Here is a 23,569-nt window from a genome sequence, read left to right as displayed (position 1 = left end):
CCGAATGGCCGCGGGGAACCTTGCCATTCGCCCTCCTTGTCGCGCTTTCGATCGGGCTGCTCTTTCTGTTCGCCCCGGCTCGCCGGGCTAAGGTCGCGCCGGCGGGCGCGCTGTCGCTCGACGCCCCGCTCCCGGTCAAGGTGCCCGCCGGCGTTGTGCTGCGGGTCGGCGATCCGGTGAACAAGTGGATCTTCCGGCATCTCGGCTGGGACAAGCGACTGCCCTTCCGCATCGAATGGGCAGAGATTACGGGCGGACCCGGCGTCACCGAGGCGTTCCACGCGGGCGCGCTCGATGTCGGTTACGGAGCGAACGTGCCGCCGATCCACGCCAAATGGAGCGGCATTCCCGTCCGCATCGTTGGTTTTGGCCAGTTCCCGCAGGGTGCCGCGAAGGCCCTCTATGTCATCGGCATCGCGCCCGGCGCGCATATCCGCTCGCTCCGGGATCTGAAGGGCAAACGCATCGCCTTCAGCCGGAGCCAGGTCCAGGCGCAGGTTGTCCTCCAGACCCTCAAGGCCGAAGGGATCGATCAGAGGGACGTCAGCCTCGTCGAACTGCCCTCGAGCATCGGCGGTGATGTCTATACGAGTGCGCTCGCGAGCGACGAGGTCGATGCGGCACCACTTGGCGCGGGCCTTGTGGCGCATCATTACATCACCAAATTCGGCGATCGAGGCGCCAGCCTTCTGCCCCATCCGCGCTTCCGCGACAGCGGGCTCGTCCTGTTCGTGCCCGAAAGCGTGCTGGCCGATCCCGGCAAGGCGGCGGCGCTCCGGCTCTACGTCGAATATTGGGGCAAGGCGCTGGCCTGGGCGAACGCCCATCCGGAGGAACTGGCGCGCGGCTATTATGTCGGCGTGCGGGGCCTCCCGATCGACGACGCCCGCCTCCAGGTGCACGCGCTTGGCCCGGTCAGCGCGCCCGAAAGCTGGAACGATGCCGTCGATTTCGAACAGAAGGCGATCGACATCTTGGGGCCGGCCACCGGCCGCCCGAAATTCGATGCGGCGTCGCTGTTCGATCGCCGCTTCGAGGCGATCGCGGCCCATGGCATGAAGGAAGAGCAGGCGTGCACGCCGTGTCGAGACGAGAGATGACGCTGGTCACCCCGCTGGCCGGCGAGGACCCAACAAACCCGGTCGCCGCGCAGGCGCCTTTGAGGCCGGTCGCGCGCAACCGTTTTCTGGGCTCCGCGCCGACGCGCCACGGCATCCTGCTCGGGCCCGGCTTGCTGCTGCTCTACTGGTCGGTCCTGTCGGTCACGGGCTTTCTCGATCCGAGGACACTGCCCGCACCATGGACCGCGGTCACCGCGGCGATCGACCTGATCCGAGATGGCAGGTTGCAGGAGAATCTTGCGGTTTCGGCCGGGCGGGCTCTGGCAGGCTTGGTCTTCGGATCCGCTGCCGCGGTTCTGCTGGCGCTGATCTCGGGGCTGACCGTGCTGGGCGGCTATGTCATCGACGGGCTCGTCCAGATGAAGCGCGGCATCCCCATTCTCGCGCTCATCCCGTTCATGGTGCTCTGGCTGGGCATCGGCGAGGCGATGAAGATCACCGTGATCGCGATCGCGGTCTTCTTCCCTATGTATATCCAGACGCACACGGCGCTTCGCGCAATCGACATCCGCTATGTGGAGCTTGCCGAGACGCTGCGATTGTCGCGCTTCAAATTCCTGGTCCGCATCGTGCTGCCAGGAGCGTTGCCGGGGATGCTGACCGGGCTGCGTTTCGGCACCACCGCCGCCTGGCTGGCACTGGTGGTTGTCGAGCAGCTCAATGCGACGAGCGGTATCGGCTATATGGTGACCCTCGCGCGGGACTATGCGCAGACCGATGTGATGCTGGTCGGCCTGGTCGTCTACGCGCTCCTCGGCTTTGCCTCCGATACCTTGATGCGGCAGCTCGAGCGCTATGTGCTCCGCTGGCGAAGGACGTTGGGCAAATGACCAAGGACATCGCCACCCGCGCGCTCGTGCCCGAACCCGTCGTTCGGATCCGCGATCTCGCGCGCACCTTCACGCTCAAGGGTGTGCTCAAGGGCGTGAATCTCGACATAGCGGCGGGCGAGTTCGTCGCCTTGCTCGGGCGGAGCGGGTCGGGAAAGTCTACATTGCTGCGCGCCCTCGCCGGCCTCGACTTCGAGGCACAAGGCGCGGGCGACTATTATGTCCCGGAACGCACCTCGGTGATCTTCCAGGATGCGCGGCTGCTGCCCTGGCTGCGTCTGCTGGACAATGTCGTACTCGGCATGGGCAAGCATGAGCGCGCGCGCGGCCGCGCCACGCTGGCCGAGGTCGGGCTTGCCGGTCGCGAGGACGCGTGGCCGCATGAGCTTTCCGGCGGCGAGCAGCAGCGCGCGGCGCTGGCGCGCGCGCTGGTCCGTGAACCGGAGCTGTTGCTCGCCGACGAGCCGTTCGGCGCCCTCGATGCGCTGACCCGCACGCGGATGCACGATCTGCTGCGGCGTGTGTCCGACGTGCATGACCCGGCCGTCCTGCTCGTCACCCACGACATCGACGAAGCCATCCTGCTCGCCGACCGGATCGTGATCCTCGAAAATGGACGATTGTCGGCCGACATCCGGGTCGATCTTCCGACCGAGCATGATGCGCGCGTCGTCCGTGTAGCCCGCCTGCGCACGGAGCTGCTGGCGCAGCTCGAAAGCCCCGCCGCCGAGCAGCTGATGGTGGAGGTGGGGCTGGGGAGAGGACCTATCCGCTAACAGAGATGGCCATCCTCCCCGGCACCATCGGCGATGAGCAAGGCCGCACGCCAAGCCAGGCTCGGCTGCGGGACGGCTATCACCAGCCGCTGGCGCTTTCGGTCGTCACTTCGTCGCGCCGGCCGCGGTGCCAGCTCCGACGGCACTACGGGCCCGACAGCGGAGGGGCCTTGCGGGCGCCGGCCCGACCCACTAATCAGCTTGGCCACGCCGCTGGAGATGTAGAACAATGTGATTTCGTCTGAACGCAATGCGGAATGTCTTGCCTTCAGGGAAATCTTGTTCATGCCTGCGATTACGGCGATCGACCTTGGCTGGTCGACGGCAGACGGCCATCCGGTCTTCTCTCATCTCAATCTTAGTTTTTGTGCGGAACGCGTCGGGATTGTCGGCCGCAACGGGGTAGGTAAGACGAGCCTCTTGCGATTGTTGTCGGGAGATCGCGCGCCCACCGCCGGCAGGATCATTATCGACGGGACCGTCGCCGTTTTGCGCCAGATCGTCCAAGTCGGGGCGGAAGACACCATCGCCGACCTGTTCGGGATCGCGGATCAGCTCAGCGTCTTGCGCCGCGCCGAAGCCGGCCTGGCGACCGAAAGCGAATTGGCGGAGGCGGACTGGACGCTCGAGATGCGTCTTGTCACCGCGCTTGCGAGGACCGGCCTGAACGCGGACGGTGCCACCCGGCTGGCGTCGCTCTCGGGCGGCGAGCGGACCCGCGCCGCACTGGCGAGCGCCATGTTCGCCCAGCCTGACTTCCTGCTGCTGGATGAGCCGACCAATAATCTCGATCGCGGTGGCCGGGCCGCGTTGCTCGATCTGCTTGCGTCCTGGAGTGGCGGCGCGATCATTGTTAGCCATGATCGCGAATTGCTCGAGCGCATGGACGCGATCGTCGAACTGACCTCGCTCGGCGCACGTCGCTACGGCGGCAACTGGAGCCAGTATCGCGCGCGCAAGGCGATTGAGCGCGCGTCCGCGCACCATGATCTGGAGGTCGCGCAGCGGCAGCTCGGTGACATCCAACGCAAGGCGCAGCAGGGGGTCGAGCGGAAACTCAGACGCGATGCCGCCGGCAGTCGGAAAGGCGCGCGCGGCGATATGCCGCGGATTCTCGCCGGCGCGCGCAAGCAACGGGCCGAGAATAGCGGCGGGGAGCATGCACGGCTCGCCGAACGCCAGCGGAGCCAGGCGATGGCCGCCGCCGCATCCGCCGGTGAGCGGATCGAACGGCTTGAGACCATGATGGTCTCCCTGGCGTCGAGCGGATTGGCGCACGGCGCGGCGGTACTCCGTCTTGACAAGGTCACAGCCGGATATTGTCCGGACGCGCCGGTGCTGCGCGATGTCTCGTTGAGTATGACAGGGCCAGAGCGCGTGGCGCTCATTGGGCCGAACGGCTCGGGAAAGACGATTTTGCTAAGCGTGATCGCCGGTCGGATCGTGCCATGGTCGGGCACCGTCCGCCATGTCGAGCGTCTGGCGATGCTGGATCAGACGGCCGCCATGCTCGATCCCGCGCTGTCAGTCGCCGAAAATTACCAACGCATCAATCCCGGCAGCGACGACTTCGCATGCCGTTCGGCGCTGGCACAATTCCGCTTCAAGGCCGATGCCGCCCTGAAGCCGGTCGGAGCACTCAGCGGCGGTGAGATGCTACGGGCCGGGCTCGCGTGTACCTTGGCGAGTCCGTTGCCGCCGCAGCTCCTCATCCTTGATGAGCCGACCAATCACCTCGACCTCGACTCGATAGCGGCGATCGAGGCGGCGCTGGCAGCCTATGACGGCGCGCTGCTGGTCGTGAGCCATGACGCGGCCTTTCTCGATGCGATCGGCGTCACGCGGTACATCGATCTGGCGACATGATCGCCGGGCCAAGCAAGCCCCGCAGCGGGCGGCGACACCGAGATCAGCGTTCGACGACACCAAGATCGGCTAAACAGCGTCTCTCCCAGGCGACGGCGCCCTGCTCGCGCGCCAGCGCCCGCGCGTGCCGCAAATTGGCCTTCGCTGCGTCGCCGTCCTGCTCGTCGTGCTGCGCGATTTCCGCCTTGGCGCGGAGCAATTCGGGTAAGAGCAAGCGCTCGCCGCTCGCCTCGCACCGCTCGATCGTCGTTTCGAGCAGATCGCGCGCCTCCGCGGACCGTCCGCCGGACATCAAACCGCGTACCAGTGCGAGCGAAAAGGGCGTCGTCAGCAACTCGTAGCGCGCCGCGCGCAGCCGGGAGAGGCTCTCCTCCAGAGCGCCGAGTTCCGGGCTGGCGCCGGCACGCGCGATCGCCAGCTCCCCGCGAAGGCCCGCCACGGCGGCGATGTAGGGGCCGAGCGCGTTGACCTCGGCGCACTCGGCGAACACCACGAGCGTCCGCTCCGCATCGTCGAGTTCGCCTGCCCAAAGATGGACCGAAAACGACCAGAGCAGGGCGATGCAGCGCGTGACGGCATGATCGAGACAGGTCGCGTCGGCGACCGCCTGCTTCGCCAGTCTCAGGGCCTGCTCGGCATTTCCGGTGAGCCACAAGGCACGCGCGAGTGCGATCGCCGAACGGTTGCGGTGATCGAATCCGTAGTGGATCGTGCGGCTGCGATGCGACGGCGGGCTGTTCTCCAGCGACAGCGTCAGGTCCAAGAGCGCGCGCGCCACCTTTCCAGCTCGTCCAGCCGGACATGGTCGCTCCGTTGCAACGCCGCGACCGCGTCGGAGCCGAGCGGCAGCCGCAAGGGCGGCCGCTCCGCGCCAACGATCGTCAGGATCGCCCTTGCGCCGCGCTCCGGGTCGCCCGGCTGCTTGCCGTCATAGGCTTGCTGCATCCGCGCCGCCTTGCCGACTACCGCATCATAATCGGCATGGCCCGTTGCGATGCTGGTCGATGCGCCCGCAGAGTCGGTGCGGAAGCCGCCCGGCTTGACGATGGTGACGCGCACGCCGATCAGCGCCATTTCCTGCGCGAGCACTTCGGAAAAGCCTCCGACTCCCCATTGCGCGGCGGAATAGGGCGCGCGGCCGGGCGCGCCGATCCGGCCGCCGACCGAGGAGAATTGGACGATATGCTCTCGCCGTCCCTCAAGGGGAACTGCAGCCAGCATTGCGCACCGCCGGGCCCGATCTCGACCTTGCCGACACCGTCCAATTCTTAGGGAATGCGACCTTCGATGAGGTCGCTGCCAAAACCGCGCCGTGTCGATGGCGGGCGATGCGGCGCACCCGCTTCGGTCCAATTCAACGCCAGCCACGTGCGGCCCCGCTTCTGGAACGCAGCCCAGGTCACGCGGAGCCGCCTGGGGGTGTGGAGAAGGCACCATATGCGAGGGCGTTGGTCGCAAGCTCGTGAAACGCCAGGGTTAACACCTCCGCCGCCTTGGGCGAGAGACGGATGTCAGGGCCGCCGCTGCTGAAGCGGCGGTGATGCAAAGGGTCACCAAGACCGTGAACGCCTGCTCGCCCCCGCTTGATCCGATTTCGTAATGGCGTGCGACACAGGCGCGCCGGCCGACATGAAGGGGCGGCCAATTCCGAGAGGCGCTACGGGGGGCTCTCGATGGCGGCAACTGGATCATTGCTGCCCGGCCTTCTCATCTATGTTCGTCTGGGACCGCAAGGCCGCCGCGGTCGACGTGAGCGCATCGATGAACACGCGCACCTTGCCCGATAGCGCACGGTGGCCGGGATAGAGGGCGTGGATGGCGATCCGGTCGCCGCGGCGGGCCGGCCACAAGCGAACCAGCCGTCCTTCCGCAACATAGGGCGCAGCGAGAAAGTCCGGCAGCCGAGCGATGCCGCCCCCCGCCAAGATCATCGGCAGCATGGCGGCGGAATCGGACACCGCCGCGGCGGGACGATAATCGCTGGCGTTGGCGGGCCCCGATGTCTCGTCATGGTAGGTGGCCGTGCGATCTGCGTAGCCGATCAAGGCGTGATCCTTGAGATCGGAGACGCAGCGCGGCGTGCCGCGCGCCGACAGATAAGCGGGGCTGGCGCAAAGCCAGCTCTCGGATAGGAGCAGGTGCCGCGCGATCAGATCGCTGTCCGCAAGCGGGCCGACGCGGATTACCAGATCGATCGGCTCGGCTGGCATGTCGACATAGCGGTTTTCGACAGCCAGCACGACGCGCACCCTCGGAAACATAGCCATGAACGCGGGTAGCATGGGGGCCACGAGCGCCGTCGCCACCGTGAACGGCAGGCTCACCTTCAGCGTGCCGCTGGGCACGCCGGCCATTTCGTCGATCGCCGCGCCGGCCTCGTCGACGTCGGCCAGAATGCGGAGCGCATGCGATCGGAACAGCGTGCCCGCGTCGGTCATCCGGAGGTGACGCGTAGAACGATCGATCAGGGCGACACCGAGCTGTCGCTCCAAACGGGCCAGCGCGCGGCTGACGCCCGACTTGGGCGTCCCGAGCGCGCGAGCCGCGGCAGAGACGCTCATGAGGTCGGTAATGCGCGCAAAGGCGCGAACATCGGAGAGCAGCATCGTCGTTCCAGATCGCGCAACAGCCTGTTCCGTATGGTCGGGCTAATCGGCGGTCCGTGCAACACGTAAACGCCTTCCCGGCAACCGAGGCGAGACTCAGTCATGATCAGGTACCAGGATATTCCCGCGGCGCCGGACGCTGTCGTACCGTTCCCGATCCATATTCCGGAGACGGCCTTGATCGACCTGGCCGGTCGGCTCGAGCGCACACGCTGGCCGGACGCCGGCACGGTCACGGATGGCAGCCAGGGGCCGACATTGTCGGCTGTGCGCCGCCTGGTGGAGCGATGGCGTGACGGCTATGACTGGCGTTCAGCCGAGGCGCTGCTGAATGGTTGGGGAAGCAGCCGAACCCTCATTGATGGGATCGGCATCCACTTCCTGCATGTGCGCTCGCCTGAGCCGGATGCGGTGCCCTTGCTGCTGGCGCATGGCTGGCCCGGTTCGGTGCTCGAGTTCCGCGACGCGATCGGGCCGCTGACCGATCCCGCCGCTTACGGGAGCGATCCGCGGCAGGCCTTCCACCTTGTCATTCCGTCCATGCCTGGGTTCGGCTTTTCCGACCAGCCCAGCGAGCCTGGCTGGAACGTTGGTCGGGTGGCGGCGGCCTGGGACGAGCTGATGCTGCGGCTGGGCTATGGGCAACGCTGGTGTGCGCAAGGAGGCGATTGGGGCGCGGCCGTCGTCACAGCGCTAGCGCAGATGCGCGCGCGCGGACTGGCCGGCATCCACCTCACCATGGTTCCCTTCCAACCCACGGACGCGGAGATCAGGGCCGCAACATCCGAAGAGCGCGCCATGCTCGCGGACATGAAGCGCTATTGGGACGAGCAATCGGGCTATATGAAGCTCCAGAATACGCGGCCTCAGTCCATCGGCTTCTCGCTGTCGGACTCGCCAGCGGGGCTCGCGGCCTGGATCTACGCGTTGTTCCAAGACGTGACCGATAGCGAAGGTGAACCTGAACGCGTGATCGCCTTGGATCACATCATCGACGACATCATGCTCTACTGGCTGCCCAATGCCGGCGCGAGCTCGGCGCGCTTCTATTGGGAGAATGCGCGGGCAGCCAGCATGCCTGCCGAGACCATAGATTTGCCGGCCGGCATCAGTGTGTTCCCGCGTGAAGCGGTCCGAGTGTCACGCCGCTGGGCGGAAAGTCGCTTCGCCGACCTGCGCCACTATAACCAGCCCGATCGCGGCGGCCACTTCGCCGCCATGGAGAATCCGGAGGCACTGGTGGCCGACCTGCGGGCGACGTTCAGGACCTTGCGCTGAATTCTTAAGATAGGGAGCGATGGCTATACCCCGCGAGTAATTGCCCAATTTCCGTCATGGCAGCTCCCACCCACTCCCAGTCGTCAGGCGCCGCATTCGTCGAACCCGAAATCTGCCGTCCGTTCATCTCCGATGGAGAAACATGGAATGACGAGGCCTGCAACTTCCCTGCCGTTCGCGTTCGACGCACTGAACGACAGGTTTCCAAGGATCCGACATCGGCTGCCTCCCGAATTGACGCATGGACGGCAAAGATGGGGCATAGAGCAGCCGGCGTGCTGCTCGAACCGGCGGCCCGGCTCGGGATCACAGCTGGTCCGTTTCGCCACTCGCTATCGTCTGAAGCGGCGTCAGCTGTCCGCCGAAGCCTGGGGCGCCGCGACGCCGTAGCAGGCGTTCGACAGTCTATTGAAGAATATCGGCACGCGCGGCCCAAAGGCGTGGGGCTTGGGCGGCATGGGAGCGCCCTGGCTGCGGGCGCGCGCGACGGCCTTTTCATACGACGGCCTTTTCATACCAGCAATCGGGCAGGTCGCCCGGGCGAGGGTTGATCCCGCCGTGCGCCGCTCGCGCCGCGGACGGCAGCACCGCCTGCAAAAGAACGCCGATCGCCACCGCGCGTATCATGCGATATGCCCTTCCCAGTTCGGCCGCGTCATCGTTCCGCGGGCCGGTTCCACCATCCGCCGCCCAGCGCCTGGAACAGGGCGGCCGCATCGACATACAGCGCCGCCCGCGCCTGCTGGAGCGTCACGGAGGCTTGCCAATATGCCTGCTCGGCGGCCAGCACCTGCAAGGGCGCGATCGCGCCCAGCCGGCCCTGGCCCTGAGCGAGTACGAGACTGTCCGCCGCCGCCCGCTCGGCGCGGTCGGCGGCATGCAGCGCTTCGGTATCGGAACCGACGGCGGCGAGCGCGTCCGACACATTCTGGAAGGCGGCGAGGACGGCACCGCGATATTGCGCCTTGGCCTGGTCGCAGGCCGCCTCGGCGGCATGCTGGCGATGGCGCAGCGTACCGCCGTCGAACAGCGGCGCGGTCAGTCCGCCGACCACGTTCCACAGGATGTTCTCGGGCGCGAGCAGGGTAGAGAAATTGGTGGATGAGCCGCCGAGATCGCCGCCCAGGGTAATCGCCGGCAAGCGCGCGGCGATGGCCACCCCGACCTGCGCGCCGGCAGCATGAAGTTGGGCCTCGGCGGCGCGCACGTCCGGCCGTTGGTCGACCAGTCTGGCCGGCAGGCTGAGCGGCAGGTTCGCGGGCAGGACGACGGTGGCGAGGTCGACGCGGGGCTGTTCGCTGCCGGGCATCTGCCCCGCCAGCACGGCGATCAGATCGCGCTGTTGCGCCAGTTGCTTGGTGAGGGGCGGCAACGCCTGTTGCGTCTGGGCGAGCAGCGCCTCCTGTGCGGCGACATCGGCGCGGGCGACATCGCCTAGCCGGAGGCGGGCGCGCAGGATTTCGAGAATGCGGACCTGCGCGGCGATGCTCCTCTCGGTGGCAGCGATCTGTTCACGCAGCGACGCCTCGGTGATTGCGGCGACAACGACGTTCGAGGTCAGCGTGAGATAGGCCGCTTCGCTCTGGAAGCGTTGCGCCTCGGCGGTTGCCGCGCTCGATTCGGCCTGGCGCCGGGCCCCGCCGAACAGGTCGAGCGTGTAGCCGATAGTCAGTTGAGCGGTGCTGAGCGTGTAGAGGTTGCTGTTCGACTGGAGCGGGGACGCGAGCACGCCAGGATTGCGTGCGCGTGCCGTCGAGGCGTCGACGCCGATGCTGGGCAGGAACACGCCGCGATCGGCTTTGGCCAGCTCCTGCGACTGGCGCAGCGCCGCGCGTGCCGCCGCGAGATCGGGGTTGGCGGCGATCGCGCGACGGACCAGCGCGTCGAGCGCGGGGGAATGGAACAGGGTCCACCAGTCGGCCGGAATGTCGGCACCGGTCGCGATCCTCTGGGTTCCGGGCTGGGCCGCGGGCAGGTTCGCGTAAGCGGCATCGGCGGGCGGCGCCGGCCGCTGGAAGCTTGGCACCACCGCGCAACCTGCGACGAGGAGGCTGCCGAGCGACGCGCCGAAGCGCCGGGCGCGGATCGCACGCATCGGATCAGGCCCCCATCTCTGGCTGCGGTGCCCGGCGACCCGCCCGGCGGGAAACGGCACGCTCGATCACGAAATAGAGCGTCGGCACCACGAACAGGGTCAGCGCGGTCGCGACGATCAGGCCGCCGACCACTACCGTGGCCAGCCCGCGCTGGACGTCGCTGCCGACACCGGTGTTGAGCGCGGCAGGCAGCATGCCAATGGTGGCGACGGTTGCGGTCATCAGCACCGGACGCAGCCGCTCGCCGGCTCCGTGCAGCACGGCTTCCAGCAGCCCCTCGCCGTCGACGCGGTGGGCGTTGAGGTTCGACACCATGATGATGGCGTTCTGGATCGCCACGCCGAACAGCGCGATGAAGCCGACCGCAGACGCGACGTTGAGCGTCGCGCCGGTCAGATGCAGCGCCACCAGTCCGCCCAGCGTCGCCAGCGGCACCGCGCCGAGGATCAGCAGCACCTGCCGGACCAGCGCGAACTGGATGTAGAGCAGCAGCGCCATCGCGCCGAACATGATGGCCAGGATCATGCCCAGCCGCTTCTCCGCCCGCGCCTGGTTCTCGAATTGCCCGCCCCATTCCAGGCGGTAAATGCTCTGGTTGAAATGCACCTTGGCGGCGATATTGGCCTGGGCATCGTGCAGGAACGAGGTCAGGTCACGATCGCGATACCCCAGCTTCACGGTCAGGTGGCGATGGCCCATCTCCCGCGTGATGGTGCTCTCGCCGGACTTGAGCGAGACGGTGGCCACGGCCGATAGGGGGATCTGCGCGCCGCTCGATGTCGTGATCGGCAGGTTGCGGATCTCGGCGACGGTGCTGCGGACCTGCGCCGGAAACCGCACGGCGATGTCGTAGCGGCGGTCGCCGACATAGAGCTGGTCGATACCCTCGCCACCGATGCCGGTCTGGATGAGATCGGTGATGTCGCCGGCGTTCACGCCCAGCCGCGCGGCGGCGGCGCGATCGACCCGCACCACCAGCTGCGGCAGCGGCGGCTCCTGGTCGATCGCGACATCGGCGGCACCGGGCGTCCGGTTCAGCACGTCGACGATCGCGGTGCCGATCCGGCGCAACTCGTGGAAATCGTGGCCATAGATCTTGATGACCAGTTCGCTATGGGCACCGGCCATCTTGTCGTAGACGCCGTCGATCATCGGCTGGCTGAACCCGACATTGAAGCCCGGCATCGCCTTGAACCTGGCATCCATGCGGCGGATCAGACCGGCCTTCGTCTCGCCGGCGGGCCAGGTGCCATAAGGCTTCAGGCCCACGCTCGCCTCGATATGCGACGGCGTGAAGGGATCGGTCCCGTCGTCGTTGCGACCGAGTTGGGTGACGACATAGGAGGTTTCTGGAAAGCTGCGAACGACGCGGCGCAATTCGCCCGCCATCTCCTTGCCCTTGTCGAGCGAGAGGCCGCTGGGCAGCTGGACCTGCAGCCAAATCGAGCCTTCATCGAGCGCGGGCAGGAACTCCCGCCCCACCTTCGCGCCCAGCAGCAGCACCGCCAGCGCCGCGGCACCGGCGATGCCATAGATGACGACCGGCAGATCGAGGCAGCGACGCAGCACGACGGCATAGGTGCGCTCGATCCAGGCTAGCAGCGGATTGTGGAAGACCTTGGCCGGCTTACGCAGCGCGACATAGGCGAGTCCCGGCACCAGCGCGAGCGACACCAGCAGCGCCCCGAGCAGCGCATAGCCGACGGTGAACGCCATCGGTGTGAACAGCTTGGCTTCGATCCGCTGGAACGCGAATAGCGGGATATAGGCGGTGATGATGATGATCGTCGCGAAGAAGATCGGTCGACCGACCTGCACGGCGGCGTCGGTCGCCTCGGTGCGGGTCAGCGGCTTGTCGGGCCGGGCTTCCCGGCGCCGGAGCAGCGACTCCATCATCACGATCGCACCGTCAACGATGATCCCGAAATCGATCGCGCCGAGTGACAGGAGGTTGGCCGGCACATGCGTCAGGTTCATCAGGATGAACGCGATCAGCATGGCGAGCGGGATGACGATCGCCACGATCAGTGCGCTGCGCGCGTTGCCCAGGAACAGGATCAGCACGATCAGCACGAGGCCGATCCCTTCGGACACCGTGTGCGAAACCTTGTCCACCGTGGTGTGGACGAGGTCGGAGCGGTCGAGATAGGGCACGATCCGCGCGCCTTTGCGCGCCAGCGCCGCATTGAGTTCAGCCACCTTGGCATGGACGTCGTCCATCACCCGCGACGGATTCTCGCCGCGCAGCAGGGTGACGATGCCCTCGATCGCGTCGCCACGATCGTCCTTGCCCAGAATGCCGTGGCGCTCGACCTGGCTCAGCCGGACCTTGCCGAGATCGCGCACCAGCACCGGCGACCCGCCCTTCTGGGTGACGACGACGCTGCCGAGATCGGTGAGATCGTGCAGCGCGCCGACGCCGCGCACGACATAGCCCTGCTCGCCGCGCGTGATCACGCTGCCGCCGGTGCTGTGGTTATTGGCGGTGATCGCATCGTCGACCGATTTCAGCGACAGGCCGAAACGCTGGAGCTGGGCGGGATCGAGTTCGACCTGATATTGGGTGGTGATGCCGCCGAAATTGTTGACGCCCGCCACGCCCTGGATCTGCGACAGCGCGGGGATGACCTCCCATTGCTGGAGTTCGGACAGTTCGCGCTGGCCGAGCGTGTCGGATTCGAGCGTGTAGCGGTAGATTTCGCCGATCGGCGAGGTCAGCGGGTCGAGTCCGGGCGTGATCCCCGTCGGCAGGGTGACGCCGGTGATGCGTTCCTGGATGCGCTGGCGCGACCAGTAATCCTCCGACCCGTCGCGGAAGACGAGCGTGATCAGCGACAGGCCAAACGTGCTCTTGGAGCGCATGATCGCCAGCCCCGGCGTGCCGTTGAGCGCGCGTTCGAGCGGGACGGTGATCTGCTGTTCGACCTCCTCGGCGGCGAGGCCGGGGGCCTGGGTGATCACCTGCGAACTGACATCGGCGATGTCCGGATAGGCTTCGATCGACAATTGCCGCCACGAATACCAGCCATAGGCGGCGATGAAGACCGCGAGCAGCAGCACGATCTTGCGTCGGGTGATGGCGAGCCGGATGAAACGCTCAATCATCGAGCAATACGCCGCCCTTGGCGATCACGCGCTGCCCGGCGACCAGGCCATGCGAGATCGTCGTGCGACCGGCTTCATCCGGGCCGGTCTCGACGGTGCGCCGCTCGAAGGTCCAGGGGCGGGTCTCCACGAAGACGGTGGTCGCGTCGTCCTTGAGAAGCAGCGCCGTGGTCGGTACGGTCGGCGCGGTCTTGGTCGGTGCGGTGAAGCGGACGGTCGCGAACATGCCCGGCTTGAAGCGCCCGGCGGGGTTGGAAAGGGCAATCCGTACCTTGGCGCGGCGGGTTTCGGGATCGAGCAGCGGCGCGATCGAATGCACCCGACCGGCGATGGTCTCGCCGGGATAGGCGGCAAAGGCGATGCCCACCGCCTGGCCCAGGCGGATCGCACCCAGGTCAGTTTCGGCGACATCCGCGGTTACCCAGACCGTGTCGATATTGGCGACCGTCATCAGCGACGCTGTCGGGTCGGTCCAGAAGGCACCGGGTGCGGCGGCAAGCTCGGTAACGACACCGGAGGACGGTGACGTCAGTGCCAGGCCGTCCCCCCGGGCAGCGGCGGACGCGCCGAGCTGGCGCAGCCGCGTGCCGGCCCGGGCCGCTTCCGCCTTCGCCGCGGCATAATCGGCCTCCGCCTGCTGCACGTCCTTGTCGGCGGCACCGCCGATCGCCTTCACGCCCATGGCGCGGTCCCGCGCGGCGATCGTCAGCCGCAATTGGCTCTGCGCGCGCGCCTCGTCGGCGAGAGCCGAGGCCATGTCGGGCGAGGCCAGTTCCGCCAGCACCTGTCCAGCCTGGACCGGATCGCCGAGGCGCACCCCGAGCCGGACGATCCGGCCGGCAAGCGGCGCCAGGATGCGGCTCTGCCCAGCGGGATCGGCCTCGACCATGGCCGGCGCGGCGATCTGCTGTGTGATATCGGTGTCGGTCACGGCGGCGAGGGCAAGGCGCGCGCGCAGCGGCGAACCTGACGGCACCACCACCCGGTCCCCCTGCACGACGAACGCGGGTGGCGCCGCCGGCTGCATCGGCACCTTCGCGTCGCACCCCGCGAGCACAGAGGCGGTGACCACGAGGGCGGCCGATCCGAGGATCGTCCTCGGCAATGCAATGCGCCCGCCGCATGCGAACGGCACTGCCCTAAAGCCGGTCGGCATGGCGAAACCCCTGTTCAATCTCGGTCATCGTGCCGGGCGGACATCCGATCGACGAAATGTCGCGGCTAACCCGGCAGCGGGCTGATAGGTTGGCCAACCCGATGGGGCGACATTCCATTCGGAAAGCGCCAATATACGAAAGTATATCTGACCTTCGCTGCCGATTGGAACCGGTCTCGCCACGCTCTATGCAGTGGGACCTTGCCCACCGGTCGGGACCAGGAAGTCCCGGTGCCGACCCGCAAGCAGGAAGGCGCAGAACACCATGAGCGACGCACTGCGCGCAAGATCAGCATCGATTTGGGTGGCCGGCGCCTGGCTGCATCGCGCGTTTCAGTCGCCGGCGGTCCGGGTGCCCGTAATGGCGCTGTTGATGGCCGCCATTTTCATCTCCGACACCTTGACCGATCTGGAGATCGCGACTGCCGTCTTCTACATCGCGGTCATTCTGCTCGCGGTCGGCCGCGTCCCCAGCCGCTATGTGGTCGGTCTCGCCGCGATCTGCCTCCTGCTCACCCTGGTCAGCTTCGTGCTGACCAAATCGGGGTCGCGGGAGGCCGGGGTGGTCAATCTCTCGATCAGCCTGTCCACGATCTGCATCACCACCTACCTGGCCTTGAAGATGGTCGCGGCCGAAGGCGCTGCCCACGAAGCGCGCGCGCAGCTGATCCGGGTCGCGCGCGTGACCAGCCTCGGCGAGCTTGCGGCATCGATCGCGCATGAGGTGAACCAGCCGCTGGCCGCGATCGCCAGCAGCGGCGATACGGCGCGGCGCTGGCTGTGCGCCGAGCCGCCCGGCGTAGGGCGCGCGCGGGACGCCATCGACCGGGTGATCGCCGATGCCAACCGTGCCAGCACCATCATCGCGCGGGTGCGCGAACATGCCCGAAGCGCGCCGGCGCAGCGGGGTGAGATCCGCATCGATACCGTCATCGAGGAGGCCGTGGCATGGTCGCAGGCCGAGCTTGAACGGCAGGGCATCACGCTCGATCTGGCAATGGCCGACCAGCTGCCGGTTGTGCTGGGGGACCGCATCCAGTTGCAGCAGGTGCTCTGCAATCTTATCCTGAACGCGATCGAAGCGATGGCGACCGTTTCCTCTCGCCGGCGGTCGCTGGCGATCGCCGCCATGTCCGATGTGAGCGGCGATATCGTGATTTCGGTGAGCGACACCGGACCGGGAATCCGCGAAGAGCATATGCCCCATCTGTTCGATGCGTTCTGGACCACCAAGGAAGGCGGGACGGGCATCGGCCTGACCATCATCCGCACCATCGTCGAGGCGCATGGCGGCGCAATCTGGGTGGACCGGATGAAGCCGTACGGCGCGCGCTTCCATGTGCGCCTCCCGGCCAGCGGGATCGACGCCGAATGACTGCGGACGCGGCGTCCATTCCGGCCGCACCGATCGTCTACATCGTCGACGATGATCCATCGATCCGGGCTGCGCTGGAGGACCTGCTCGCGTCGGTCGGCCTTGCGGCGACGCTGTTCGGCTCGACCCGCGCCTTTCTCGAAGCCGCGCCGGCCGATGCGCCCGGCTGCCTCGTGCTGGACGTGCGGATGCCCGGCCAGAGCGGAATGGAATTCCATGGCCAGATGGTGGAGCGCGGCAATCGCCTGCCGGTCGTCTTCGTCACCGGGCACGGCGATATCGCGATGTCGGTGCGCGCAATGAAGGCGGGGGCGATCGAGTTCCTGGCCAAACCGTTCGACAATCAGGAATTGCTCGACGCCATCCACCGCGGCATCGCGCTCGACGAGGCGCGACGAGCGGAAGACCGGCATCGAGCCACACTGAAAGGGCGGTTCGATGCCCTGGCCGACGGCGAAAAGGCGGTCATGGCGGGAGTCGTGAAGGGCCTGCTCAACAAGCAGATCGCGGGCATGCTTGGGGTCAGCGAGATCACCGTCAAGGTCCGCCGCCGCCAGGCGATGCTGAAGATGGGGGCGAAATCGCTGCCGGAACTGGTTCGCATGTCGGACGCGCTCGCTATCGGATCATGGGACGATTGATGGCTCAGGAGGGTCACGCTCAGGCCATGCGGGAGAGCGACGTCGCCGATCTCCCGGCGCATTGCCGTTCCCATCTTCCTCCCGCCCGAAGAGGCACGATCCAGCTGCGGCAGCGCTTCGTGTCCATGGAGCATTGCGATCGCGTCAAACGTCTGATGCGCCTTTCATCGGTGCTCCCGTCGGGGAAGCAGCCGAGTTTCTACGCTGGCGTCGTTCCGGGCACTCGGCTTCCACCGCTTCGTACGGGCATCCTTGAGATCGTCAACGAACGAAGACCGAGGGGACGGGGATTGGGACCTAGCACCAGTTTGGCGCTTCAGATTTGACGGCCGTGCCGAGTGCGCGCTGACAGTGCGGGCATCTGGAGGGTGGTGGTCGTGCGAAGAGGATCGAGCATGGCCTGCCTAACCGCCGGCATGCCCGGTTGCTGCGGTGATCCCGAGACTCTTTCTTGTCCGTCCCGCGACCCCCGCGTCCGGCGACCAATGTTCGGACGAGAGGGAACGGATCTTCTTCAGGGCGTATCCGGGCCGAGCGCGGCAGAACCGCGCCGCGCCCGGCAAGGGCAGGGACGCGCAGGGATCGGCCGGCCCTTGCTCCTTGGAAGTCGCCTAGACGCGGGGGTGCGCGTTCCAGCATCTGGGACAGCGGCCGCGCAAAGGCGGCGCCGAGAGGCCGCCTACCGATCCAGCAGCACCCAAAGCCGCGCGATCCGGCCTGCGACGATCTCGGCGGTGTCGATGCCGGTGACCACCGGATCGCCGCCGCGCGGCCCCGCCCGCCAGCGCAGCGACGCCATGCCATGATGGCCGACCGCGCGGCCTTCGGGCACGAAGGCGAAATCCGGGCCGAACTGCGCCAGCAGGCGTCCGGCGACCGCCGATATGGCGTCGCGGCCCGTCACCACCGCGTCCGGTTCGTACATCAGCGGCACCTCGGTGGTGAGTTCGGCCAGCGCCCGGGCGCGCTGCTGCGGGTCGCGCTCGTTGAAGACGCGCTCGAGATTGGAGCGCAGGATGTGATCATAGTCGGGTTCGGCAACGTCGGACATGCGAGCGTCCTTGCTGCGATGGTCAGTCGATCCCGATGCGGTGTAGCGCGGGCATCCGCGAAGACCAGCACGCGGCGGCCGCCAGGCGTGCGCGGCAAGACGGTCGAACGCCTTGGCCGCCCGACCCCGGGATCGAGCGCGGCGACGCTTATGGACGAGGCGCGCCAGAATCGAACGGCTTGAAGACCGGCACCTCGATCGGCTGACCGCTACGCCATCACGCGCGCGAGAGCACGGAATGGGCATGCGCCTCTGATCGAAGGGCGCTGGTGGCACGGTTTTGTCGTGTCGATCTGGCGGACTGGCGTAGCGCCAGGGGATTTTCGGAGGGCCACAGACGCTTTGCGGCTCAAGTCTATCCGAATTCATATAGATCCTTGTTCCAGTATCTGAGTCTACACCAAGTCAACCCGCTAAGTCCGCTATCCGCCAAAATGGCGCGTACTGAGCAAAGGACATGAGCCGACCGAAAAGGCGAGTCCCATCATTGTCACCGTGCGACGATAGACCGCCGGCAGAACGGGCATTTCGGCGCGGGCAAGAATGGCGTTACGCAATCTTCTGGAGATTGGCTCGGCGCTCAAGCGTCCGCTTACCGAGAAGGTCAGCTTGGAGCGCGCGCGCTGGTTCGATCGGCACATCCTGCCGCACGAGCCGTGCCTCTGCGCGTGGCTTCGCCGCCGTCGGCTCGACCCGCACGAAGTCTCGGACGTGGTGCAGGAAAGCTACGCCATCCTTGCCGCGCGCGAGCGCCTGGACGATCTGCATACGCCAAGAGCCTATCTGTTCAGGATCGCGCACTCGCTGGTGCTGCGGGACGAACGGCGTGCCCGCATCGTGCCGTTCGAGTCGCTTGAGTCCGTCGTCGCGGCGGAGCCGGTGGACGCGCTTTCGCCGGAGCGGATTGCCGTCGCGCGCGACGAGGTGCGGCGGCTGGCCATCGTCCTCCGGGCGATGCCCGCGCGCGTGCGCGCCGCCTTCGTCATGCGGCGCGTCCATGGCCTCTCGCAGCGCGAAATTGCCGAGCGGATGCGCATTTCGGAAAGCACCGTCGAGAAGCATATTGCGAAGGGCGTATCGCTCGTGATGGAATGGTCCGAACGCCAGGGCGGAGACAGGGGCTCCGGATCTTATAAGAGAAAAAGCATCGGGAACGGCAGGCTGAATGCAGGATCGCGAAGCGCCAAGCACGATCAATAAGGCGGCCGCCGCGTGGGCGGCTCGTATGGACCGCGGTCCGCTCTCCGAAGAAGACGCGACGACCCTTGAAGCCTGGCTCGGCGAGAATCCCAGCAGATTGGGCGCGCTGGCCCGCGCACGGGCCTGGCTGGCGCGCGACGATGCGATTTCGTCGCACGAGCCCCTCCTCGATCCTGACCAGTCTTCGCCACAAGAGCGGCCGCTTAGCCGGCGTCGCTTGCTCATGTCGGGCGGCGGGGCGCTGGCGGCGGCCTTGGGCGCCGGCGCGATCGGCTATGGCCTCACCGCGACGCATGTCTATGCCACCGCGCGCGGCGAGCGGCGCGAGGTCGTGCTGGAAAACGGATCGCGGATCACGCTCAACACGCTTTCGGAGGTGCAGAGCAGAAACTGGTTCGGCGCGCGGGACCTTCGGCTGGATCGCGGCGAGGTGCTGCTCGCGGCCGCCGGCGGACCGGCCTCCCGCACATGTCTGCGCGTCGGCGATTGGCGGCTCGAGGCGGCCACCGCGCTGCTCTTCGTCAGCGATCTGCCCGGCCGCCGTCCCGAAGCCACGGTACATCGCGGCTTTGTCGACATTTCCGGCCCGGCCGGGGTGCGCGGCGTGCGGTTGGAGCAGCAGCACCGCCTGGCCTTGGCGCCGGCGGCGCGGCTGGACCGCCAGATCGAGCGCTGCTCGGCGGACCAGCTGGCGCGCGAGCTGGCCTGGATGCAGGGGCAGATCGCGTTCCGGGACGAGGCGCTGGGGGATGCCGTGCAGGCCTTTGCCCGCTACAGCGCGCGCCCCCTCATCCTGCGCGATCCGGCGCTGGCGCGCGAGACGATCAGCGGCGTCTATGCGGCCGATGACGCGGCGGGCTTCGCCCGGGCGATCGGCACCGCATTCGGCGTCGCCATCCGCACCGAACCGGATCGCATTCTGATCGGCTGACATTCTCGGCCCGGCTCTGCCACCCCAAAAAAACTTCGCGGCGCGCTGGAGGAAAAGCGCGGCTCGCAACTCCTAGCGGATGGGGGAGCGGAGGGGCGCCCCCATCACGCACTGAGGGGGGTTTCGTGATCACATCCATCACGGCACGAAGATTATTGGAAAGCACAGGGCTTGTGCTCGCGCTGGCCGCCAGCGCGCCTGTTTGGGGGCAGGTTCGGTCGTTCAACATCCCGCCGCAGCCGGCCGTCGATGCCATTCCGGCATTCGCGCGGCAGGCGGGCATCCAGATCATCACCGCCTCCGCGCGGCTGCGCGGCCTGACCGTGCAGGCGGTGCAGGGCGAGCAGGATGTGCGCGGCGCGCTGCGGCGGATGATCACCCCGCTGGGCCTCGAGATCGCCTCCGACGCCGGCAGCACCATCGTGCTGCGTCCGGTCGCGCACCAGCCGGCCCCCGCCGCGCGGCCGGACACGCCGCGGCCGACGCCGGCGCACCCCGCCGCCGAGCCGGCCGAGCGGGCCGCCGACACCGATCCGCCGAGCCGGAACGCCAACGAGATCGTGGTCACCGCCCAGAAAGTCTCCGAACGGCTGATCGACGTGCCGGCGGCGATCTCCTCCTTCAGCGCCAAGGATCTCAACGACCAGAAGATCGAGGGCGGCTCGGAATTGCTGCGCGGCATTCCGAACGTGTCCTTCTCCAAGGATAATTTCACCGGCTACAACTTCACCATCCGCGGCGTCGGCACCAAGGCGATTTCGGTGACCGCCGATCCGGCGGTTGCGGTCAATTTCAACTCCTCGACGCTGATCCGCAACCGCCTGTTCGAGCAGGAATATTTTGACGTGACGCGGGTCGAGGTGCTGCGCGGGCCGCAGGGCACGCTCTATGGCCGGAACGCGACGGCGGGCGTGGTCAACATGATCCCGCACGCGCCCGAACTGGGACGATGGACCACCACCCTGCAGGGCGAGACCGGCAATTACGCCAGCAAGCGCGTGAGCGGCCACATCAACATTCCGAGCGGCGACAATTTCGCGCTTCGCCTCGCCGGCGCCTGGACCAAGCGCAACGGCTATGACTTCAACACCGTCACCCAGCGGCGGGTGAATGGCCGCGATCTCTACTCGACGCGGCTCTCGGCCCGCTGGGAACCCGATGCGCGGCTGCGCTTCAGCGCCTATTGGGAGCATTTCGACGAGAATGACGATCGCGCGCGGACGGGCAAGCAGCTCTGCACCCGCGGCGAGACGCCGAGGACGATCGACTATATCGACGAAAATGGCGCCGCCGCGACGTCACCGGTCGCCGGCCCCGGGGGCATGGCGTCGCTGACGCCGGGCTGCCAGGAGAAGACGCTCTATTCCGACGCCAGCTATGGCGTTCCCAACGGGCTCGGCTTCCCCATCGTCATCCCGCTCATCCTGGCACTTCCCGGGAGCGGCGAAGGCGGGCCCTTCGGCGATTATTGGACGGACTTCTCGCTCGATCCGTTCGCCACAGCCAATGGCCAGCAATCGCGCAACTTGCGCGAAATCGCCACCGTCTATGATCCCCGATATCGCGCGCGTAACGATCTGTTCCAGATCAATGCAGAGGTCGATCTCACCGACCGGCTGCATCTGACCTCGCAAACCCTCTTCACGAAGGATTATTACAACGCCTCCCAAGACTATTTCCGGTATCAAGCTTCCCCTTATTTTACGCCACCGGAGGCCTATCGTCCCAAGGAAGGTGACCCGCCCGACGCTGAGACCGTTCACGAAGGGTGGCGCCCCTGGCTCGGCTCACGCGACGGGCTGGGCACGTTCAAGGATCCGCAGCTTGGCGAACTGACCAGGCCGGTCGCGGTCGACCGGTCGGAAGCGCGCAGCCAGCAATGGTCGCAGGAAGTAAGGCTGCACTCCTCCTTCGGTGGCCCGATCAACTTCCACGTCGGCGCCAATTTCCTATCCTACAAAACCACAGAGGAATATTATGTTTTCAGCAACCCTTTCACCGCCGCGGCAGTAACCTCCGCCAGTTTCTGCGACAAGAAGGGAGTCGGCTGCCCCTATATAGATCCACTTCCGCTCGACAAGATCAGTGGCGAGGGGCATAATTATTATCGCGGAATCCAGCCGCTCACGACGACATCCTGGGCGGGATTTGGCGAGCTTTACTGGAAGCCCATCACCAATCTCAAGATCACCGCCGGGCTGCGCTACAGCAATGATCATAAGAGGATCACGCCCTATGCGAATCAGCTGCTGGCGTCGACCAACCCCTTCATGTCGTCGCCCAGCACCGTGGATCGCGGTCATCCCGCCGATCCGGACGAGATCATGCGCTGGGGGCGCGTCACCGGCCGGTTGGCGCTGGATTGGAAGCCGCGCCTTGGCTTCACCGACGAGACGGCGATCTACGCCTCCTATGCGCGCGGCTATAAGGCGGGCGGCGACAATCCGCGCGGGCGCGAGGGCACCTGCGGCCCGGACGGCTACCCCATTCCACCCGCCCTCGAATGCGCGGCCTATACCAAGCTTCCTACAAACTTCCGGCCGGAAGATGTGAATAGCTTCGAGATCGGGATGAAGAACTCGCTGGCCCAGGGAAGGGCGACGTTGAACGTCTCGGCCTTTTTCAATGATTATAAAAACTACCAGATCTCGCAGCTGATCAATCGGGCGATTAATACCGAGAACGTCCATGCCATCACCTATGGCGCGGAAGTTGAGGCGGCGTGGACGCCTTCGCGCCATTTCAGGATTGGCGCGACACTGGGCTATCTGGGAACCCGGATCGGCAAGGGGCAGCGCTCCTTCGACATACTGAACCGGACCCAGGGTCATGACGACTGGATCGCCGTCAATCCGTGGGCAAGCGCTCCGAATCCCTGCATCGCGCCCAAGACGCTTATCGGAAAATATCTGAAGGACCATAATCCAGTTGTGGCTGGCTACGAGGCGTCCGATGGCGGATTAGAGTTCATGTGCGAATCGGCGCATATTAGCGTAAACCCAAATCATCCACGACCAAATCACAATGTATTCAATAAGGATGAATACGGATTTACATACAACCCTCTTGGGCCCTATGATCCTTCAAAGCCAGCGGACTACTTTGCGGATAACCCGAACAATTACGGTGCACCCAATAATGGCTATGGATTCCCCGTAGACTTAAGCGGGCACCAGCTGCCCAACGCGCCGCATCTGACCTTCAATATCGGGGCCGAATATAATTTCGACCTGGGCAAGTGGCAGCTGTCGTTGCGCGGCGACTATTATCGCCAATCGAGCAGTTATGCCCGGATCTACAATACGGCCTATGACCATCTTCGTGCATGGGACAATGCCAATGTGGCGGTGACGCTCACTCGATCGGATTCGCGCATGACCTATCAGGTCTATGTCAAGAATCTGTTCGACGGCACGCCGATAACCGACGCCTATACAGGGCCGCAGGAAGTCGGCACCTTCACCAATATCTTTACGCTTGATCCGCGCATCATCGGCTTCAGCGCCAGGATCGCGTTCAGATGAGCCACTTCACCAG

General features: G+C 66.5%; 17 protein-coding genes and 2 pseudogenes. 11 read left to right on the top strand and 8 right to left on the bottom strand.

The window, feature by feature from the left end:
- Positions 1-20: 20 nt before the first annotated feature.
- The 5 genes and pseudogenes from LHA26_RS18170 to LHA26_RS20270 all read left to right on the top strand — a co-directional run.
- Positions 21-1,100 (top strand): ABC transporter substrate-binding protein, encoded by a 1,080-nt coding sequence (locus LHA26_RS18170; RefSeq protein WP_252168497.1) that lies wholly within the window; start codon positions 21-23, stop codon positions 1,098-1,100.
- Positions 1,097-1,951, top strand: coding sequence for an ABC transporter permease (locus LHA26_RS18165; RefSeq protein WP_252168496.1), 855 nt, complete (start codon positions 1,097-1,099; stop codon positions 1,949-1,951). Before LHA26_RS18170 ends, LHA26_RS18165 begins: the two co-directional genes overlap by 4 nt.
- Complete coding sequence (locus LHA26_RS18160; RefSeq protein ID WP_252168495.1) at positions 1,948-2,727, top strand: ABC transporter ATP-binding protein; 780 nt, start codon at positions 1,948-1,950, stop codon at positions 2,725-2,727. The genes LHA26_RS18165 and LHA26_RS18160 overlap by 4 nt, the downstream gene beginning before the upstream one ends.
- A gap of 285 nt (positions 2,728-3,012) precedes the next feature.
- Positions 3,013-3,450, top strand: a pseudogene (locus LHA26_RS20275) (ATP-binding cassette domain-containing protein); the annotation flags it as partial.
- A 648-nt stretch (positions 3,451-4,098) separates the two neighbouring features.
- Positions 4,099-4,593: pseudogene (locus LHA26_RS20270) on the top strand (ATP-binding cassette domain-containing protein); the annotation flags it as partial.
- 43 nt (positions 4,594-4,636) lie between these two features.
- Here LHA26_RS20270 and LHA26_RS18150 read toward each other — a convergent pair.
- The 3 genes from LHA26_RS18150 to LHA26_RS18140 form a co-directional block, all read right to left on the bottom strand.
- The gene (locus LHA26_RS18150) at positions 4,637-5,371 is read right to left on the bottom strand and encodes a hypothetical protein (RefSeq protein ID WP_252168493.1); all 735 of its coding nucleotides are present in this window, start codon (positions 5,369-5,371) and stop codon (positions 4,637-4,639) included.
- The gene (locus tag LHA26_RS18145) at positions 5,347-5,814 is read right to left on the bottom strand and encodes an SDR family NAD(P)-dependent oxidoreductase (RefSeq protein ID WP_252168492.1); all 468 of its coding nucleotides are present in this window, start codon (positions 5,812-5,814) and stop codon (positions 5,347-5,349) included. Before LHA26_RS18145 ends, LHA26_RS18150 begins: the two co-directional genes overlap by 25 nt.
- Before the next feature lie 467 nt (positions 5,815-6,281).
- Complete coding sequence (locus LHA26_RS18140) at positions 6,282-7,199, bottom strand: LysR family transcriptional regulator (protein ID WP_252168491.1); 918 nt, start codon at positions 7,197-7,199, stop codon at positions 6,282-6,284.
- A 102-nt stretch (positions 7,200-7,301) separates the two neighbouring features.
- On the opposite strand from LHA26_RS18140, the gene LHA26_RS18135 reads away from it, so the two are divergent.
- On the top strand, positions 7,302-8,477 hold the full coding sequence (locus LHA26_RS18135) for an epoxide hydrolase family protein (protein WP_252168490.1): 1,176 nt from the start codon (positions 7,302-7,304) through the stop codon (positions 8,475-8,477).
- A gap of 495 nt (positions 8,478-8,972) precedes the next feature.
- Here the strand turns inward: LHA26_RS18135 and LHA26_RS20115 are convergent, their stop codons facing one another.
- The 4 genes from LHA26_RS20115 to LHA26_RS18120 are packed head-to-tail and all read right to left on the bottom strand — an operon-like array spanning position 8,973 to position 14,834.
- Positions 8,973-9,104, bottom strand: coding sequence for a hypothetical protein (locus tag LHA26_RS20115; RefSeq protein WP_302898083.1), 132 nt, complete (start codon positions 9,102-9,104; stop codon positions 8,973-8,975).
- Positions 9,105-9,132: 28 nt separating this feature from the next.
- The gene (locus LHA26_RS18130; protein ID WP_252168489.1) at positions 9,133-10,572 is read right to left on the bottom strand and encodes an efflux transporter outer membrane subunit; all 1,440 of its coding nucleotides are present in this window, start codon (positions 10,570-10,572) and stop codon (positions 9,133-9,135) included.
- A 4-nt stretch (positions 10,573-10,576) separates the two neighbouring features.
- Positions 10,577-13,678: an efflux RND transporter permease subunit gene (locus tag LHA26_RS18125; RefSeq protein WP_252168488.1), complete on the bottom strand. Its 3,102-nt coding sequence runs from the start codon at positions 13,676-13,678 to the stop codon at positions 10,577-10,579.
- Complete coding sequence (locus LHA26_RS18120; protein WP_252168487.1) at positions 13,671-14,834, bottom strand: efflux RND transporter periplasmic adaptor subunit; 1,164 nt, start codon at positions 14,832-14,834, stop codon at positions 13,671-13,673. Before LHA26_RS18120 ends, LHA26_RS18125 begins: the two co-directional genes overlap by 8 nt.
- Positions 14,835-15,099: 265 nt before the next feature.
- On the opposite strand from LHA26_RS18120, the gene LHA26_RS18115 reads away from it, so the two are divergent.
- Both LHA26_RS18115 and LHA26_RS18110 read left to right on the top strand, forming a co-directional pair.
- The gene (locus LHA26_RS18115) at positions 15,100-16,209 is read left to right on the top strand and encodes a sensor histidine kinase (RefSeq protein WP_252168486.1); all 1,110 of its coding nucleotides are present in this window, start codon (positions 15,100-15,102) and stop codon (positions 16,207-16,209) included.
- Positions 16,206-16,850, top strand: coding sequence for a response regulator transcription factor (locus LHA26_RS18110; RefSeq protein ID WP_252168485.1), 645 nt, complete (start codon positions 16,206-16,208; stop codon positions 16,848-16,850). Before LHA26_RS18115 ends, LHA26_RS18110 begins: the two co-directional genes overlap by 4 nt.
- 679 nt (positions 16,851-17,529) lie before the next feature.
- On the opposite strand, the gene LHA26_RS18105 is transcribed toward LHA26_RS18110, so the two are convergent.
- Positions 17,530-17,901, bottom strand: a complete 372-nt coding sequence (locus LHA26_RS18105; RefSeq protein WP_252168483.1) for a nuclear transport factor 2 family protein — start codon at positions 17,899-17,901, stop codon at positions 17,530-17,532.
- A 543-nt stretch (positions 17,902-18,444) separates the two neighbouring features.
- On the opposite strand from LHA26_RS18105, the gene LHA26_RS18100 reads away from it, so the two are divergent.
- The 3 genes from LHA26_RS18100 (at position 18,445) to LHA26_RS18090 (ending at position 23,556) form a co-directional block, all read left to right on the top strand.
- Positions 18,445-19,101 (top strand): RNA polymerase sigma factor, encoded by a 657-nt coding sequence (locus LHA26_RS18100; protein WP_252168482.1) that lies wholly within the window; start codon positions 18,445-18,447, stop codon positions 19,099-19,101.
- 25 nt (positions 19,102-19,126) lie between these two features.
- Positions 19,127-20,032 carry a FecR family protein gene (locus LHA26_RS18095; RefSeq protein WP_252168481.1) on the top strand — a complete coding sequence of 302 codons (906 nt, stop codon included), beginning with the start codon at positions 19,127-19,129 and terminating at the stop codon, positions 20,030-20,032.
- A 125-nt stretch (positions 20,033-20,157) separates the two neighbouring features.
- On the top strand, positions 20,158-23,556 hold the full coding sequence (locus LHA26_RS18090) for a TonB-dependent receptor (RefSeq protein WP_252168480.1): 3,399 nt from the start codon (positions 20,158-20,160) through the stop codon (positions 23,554-23,556).
- The last annotated feature ends 13 nt before the right edge of the window (positions 23,557-23,569 follow it).

This window comes from Sphingomonas morindae, assembly GCF_023822065.1.
Lineage (GTDB): Bacteria > Pseudomonadota > Alphaproteobacteria > Sphingomonadales > Sphingomonadaceae > Solisphingomonas > Solisphingomonas morindae.
The sequence above is the reverse complement of the archived record's forward strand: the minus strand, read 5'-3'. Positions and strand labels throughout refer to the sequence as shown.

Coding starts and splice junctions, on each gene's coding strand:
- LHA26_RS18165 (WP_252168496.1), top strand. CDS start 1,097: ATGACGCTGGTCACCCCGCTGGCCGGCGAGGACCCAACAAACCCGGTC.
- LHA26_RS18160 (WP_252168495.1), top strand. CDS start 1,948: ATGACCAAGGACATCGCCACCCGCGCGCTCGTGCCCGAACCCGTCGTT.
- LHA26_RS18145 (WP_252168492.1), bottom strand. CDS start 5,814: ATGCTGGCTGCAGTTCCCCTTGAGGGACGGCGAGAGCATATCGTCCAA.
- LHA26_RS18140 (WP_252168491.1), bottom strand. CDS start 7,199: ATGCTGCTCTCCGATGTTCGCGCCTTTGCGCGCATTACCGACCTCATG.
- LHA26_RS18135 (WP_252168490.1), top strand. CDS start 7,302: ATGATCAGGTACCAGGATATTCCCGCGGCGCCGGACGCTGTCGTACCG.
- LHA26_RS20115 (WP_302898083.1), bottom strand. CDS start 9,104: ATGATACGCGCGGTGGCGATCGGCGTTCTTTTGCAGGCGGTGCTGCCG.
- LHA26_RS18130 (WP_252168489.1), bottom strand. CDS start 10,572: ATGCGTGCGATCCGCGCCCGGCGCTTCGGCGCGTCGCTCGGCAGCCTC.
- LHA26_RS18125 (WP_252168488.1), bottom strand. CDS start 13,678: ATGATTGAGCGTTTCATCCGGCTCGCCATCACCCGACGCAAGATCGTG.
- LHA26_RS18120 (WP_252168487.1), bottom strand. CDS start 14,834: ATGCCGACCGGCTTTAGGGCAGTGCCGTTCGCATGCGGCGGGCGCATT.
- LHA26_RS18115 (WP_252168486.1), top strand. CDS start 15,100: ATGAGCGACGCACTGCGCGCAAGATCAGCATCGATTTGGGTGGCCGGC.
- LHA26_RS18110 (WP_252168485.1), top strand. CDS start 16,206: ATGACTGCGGACGCGGCGTCCATTCCGGCCGCACCGATCGTCTACATC.
- LHA26_RS18105 (WP_252168483.1), bottom strand. CDS start 17,901: ATGTCCGACGTTGCCGAACCCGACTATGATCACATCCTGCGCTCCAAT.
- LHA26_RS18100 (WP_252168482.1), top strand. CDS start 18,445: ATGGCGTTACGCAATCTTCTGGAGATTGGCTCGGCGCTCAAGCGTCCG.
- LHA26_RS18095 (WP_252168481.1), top strand. CDS start 19,127: ATGGACCGCGGTCCGCTCTCCGAAGAAGACGCGACGACCCTTGAAGCC.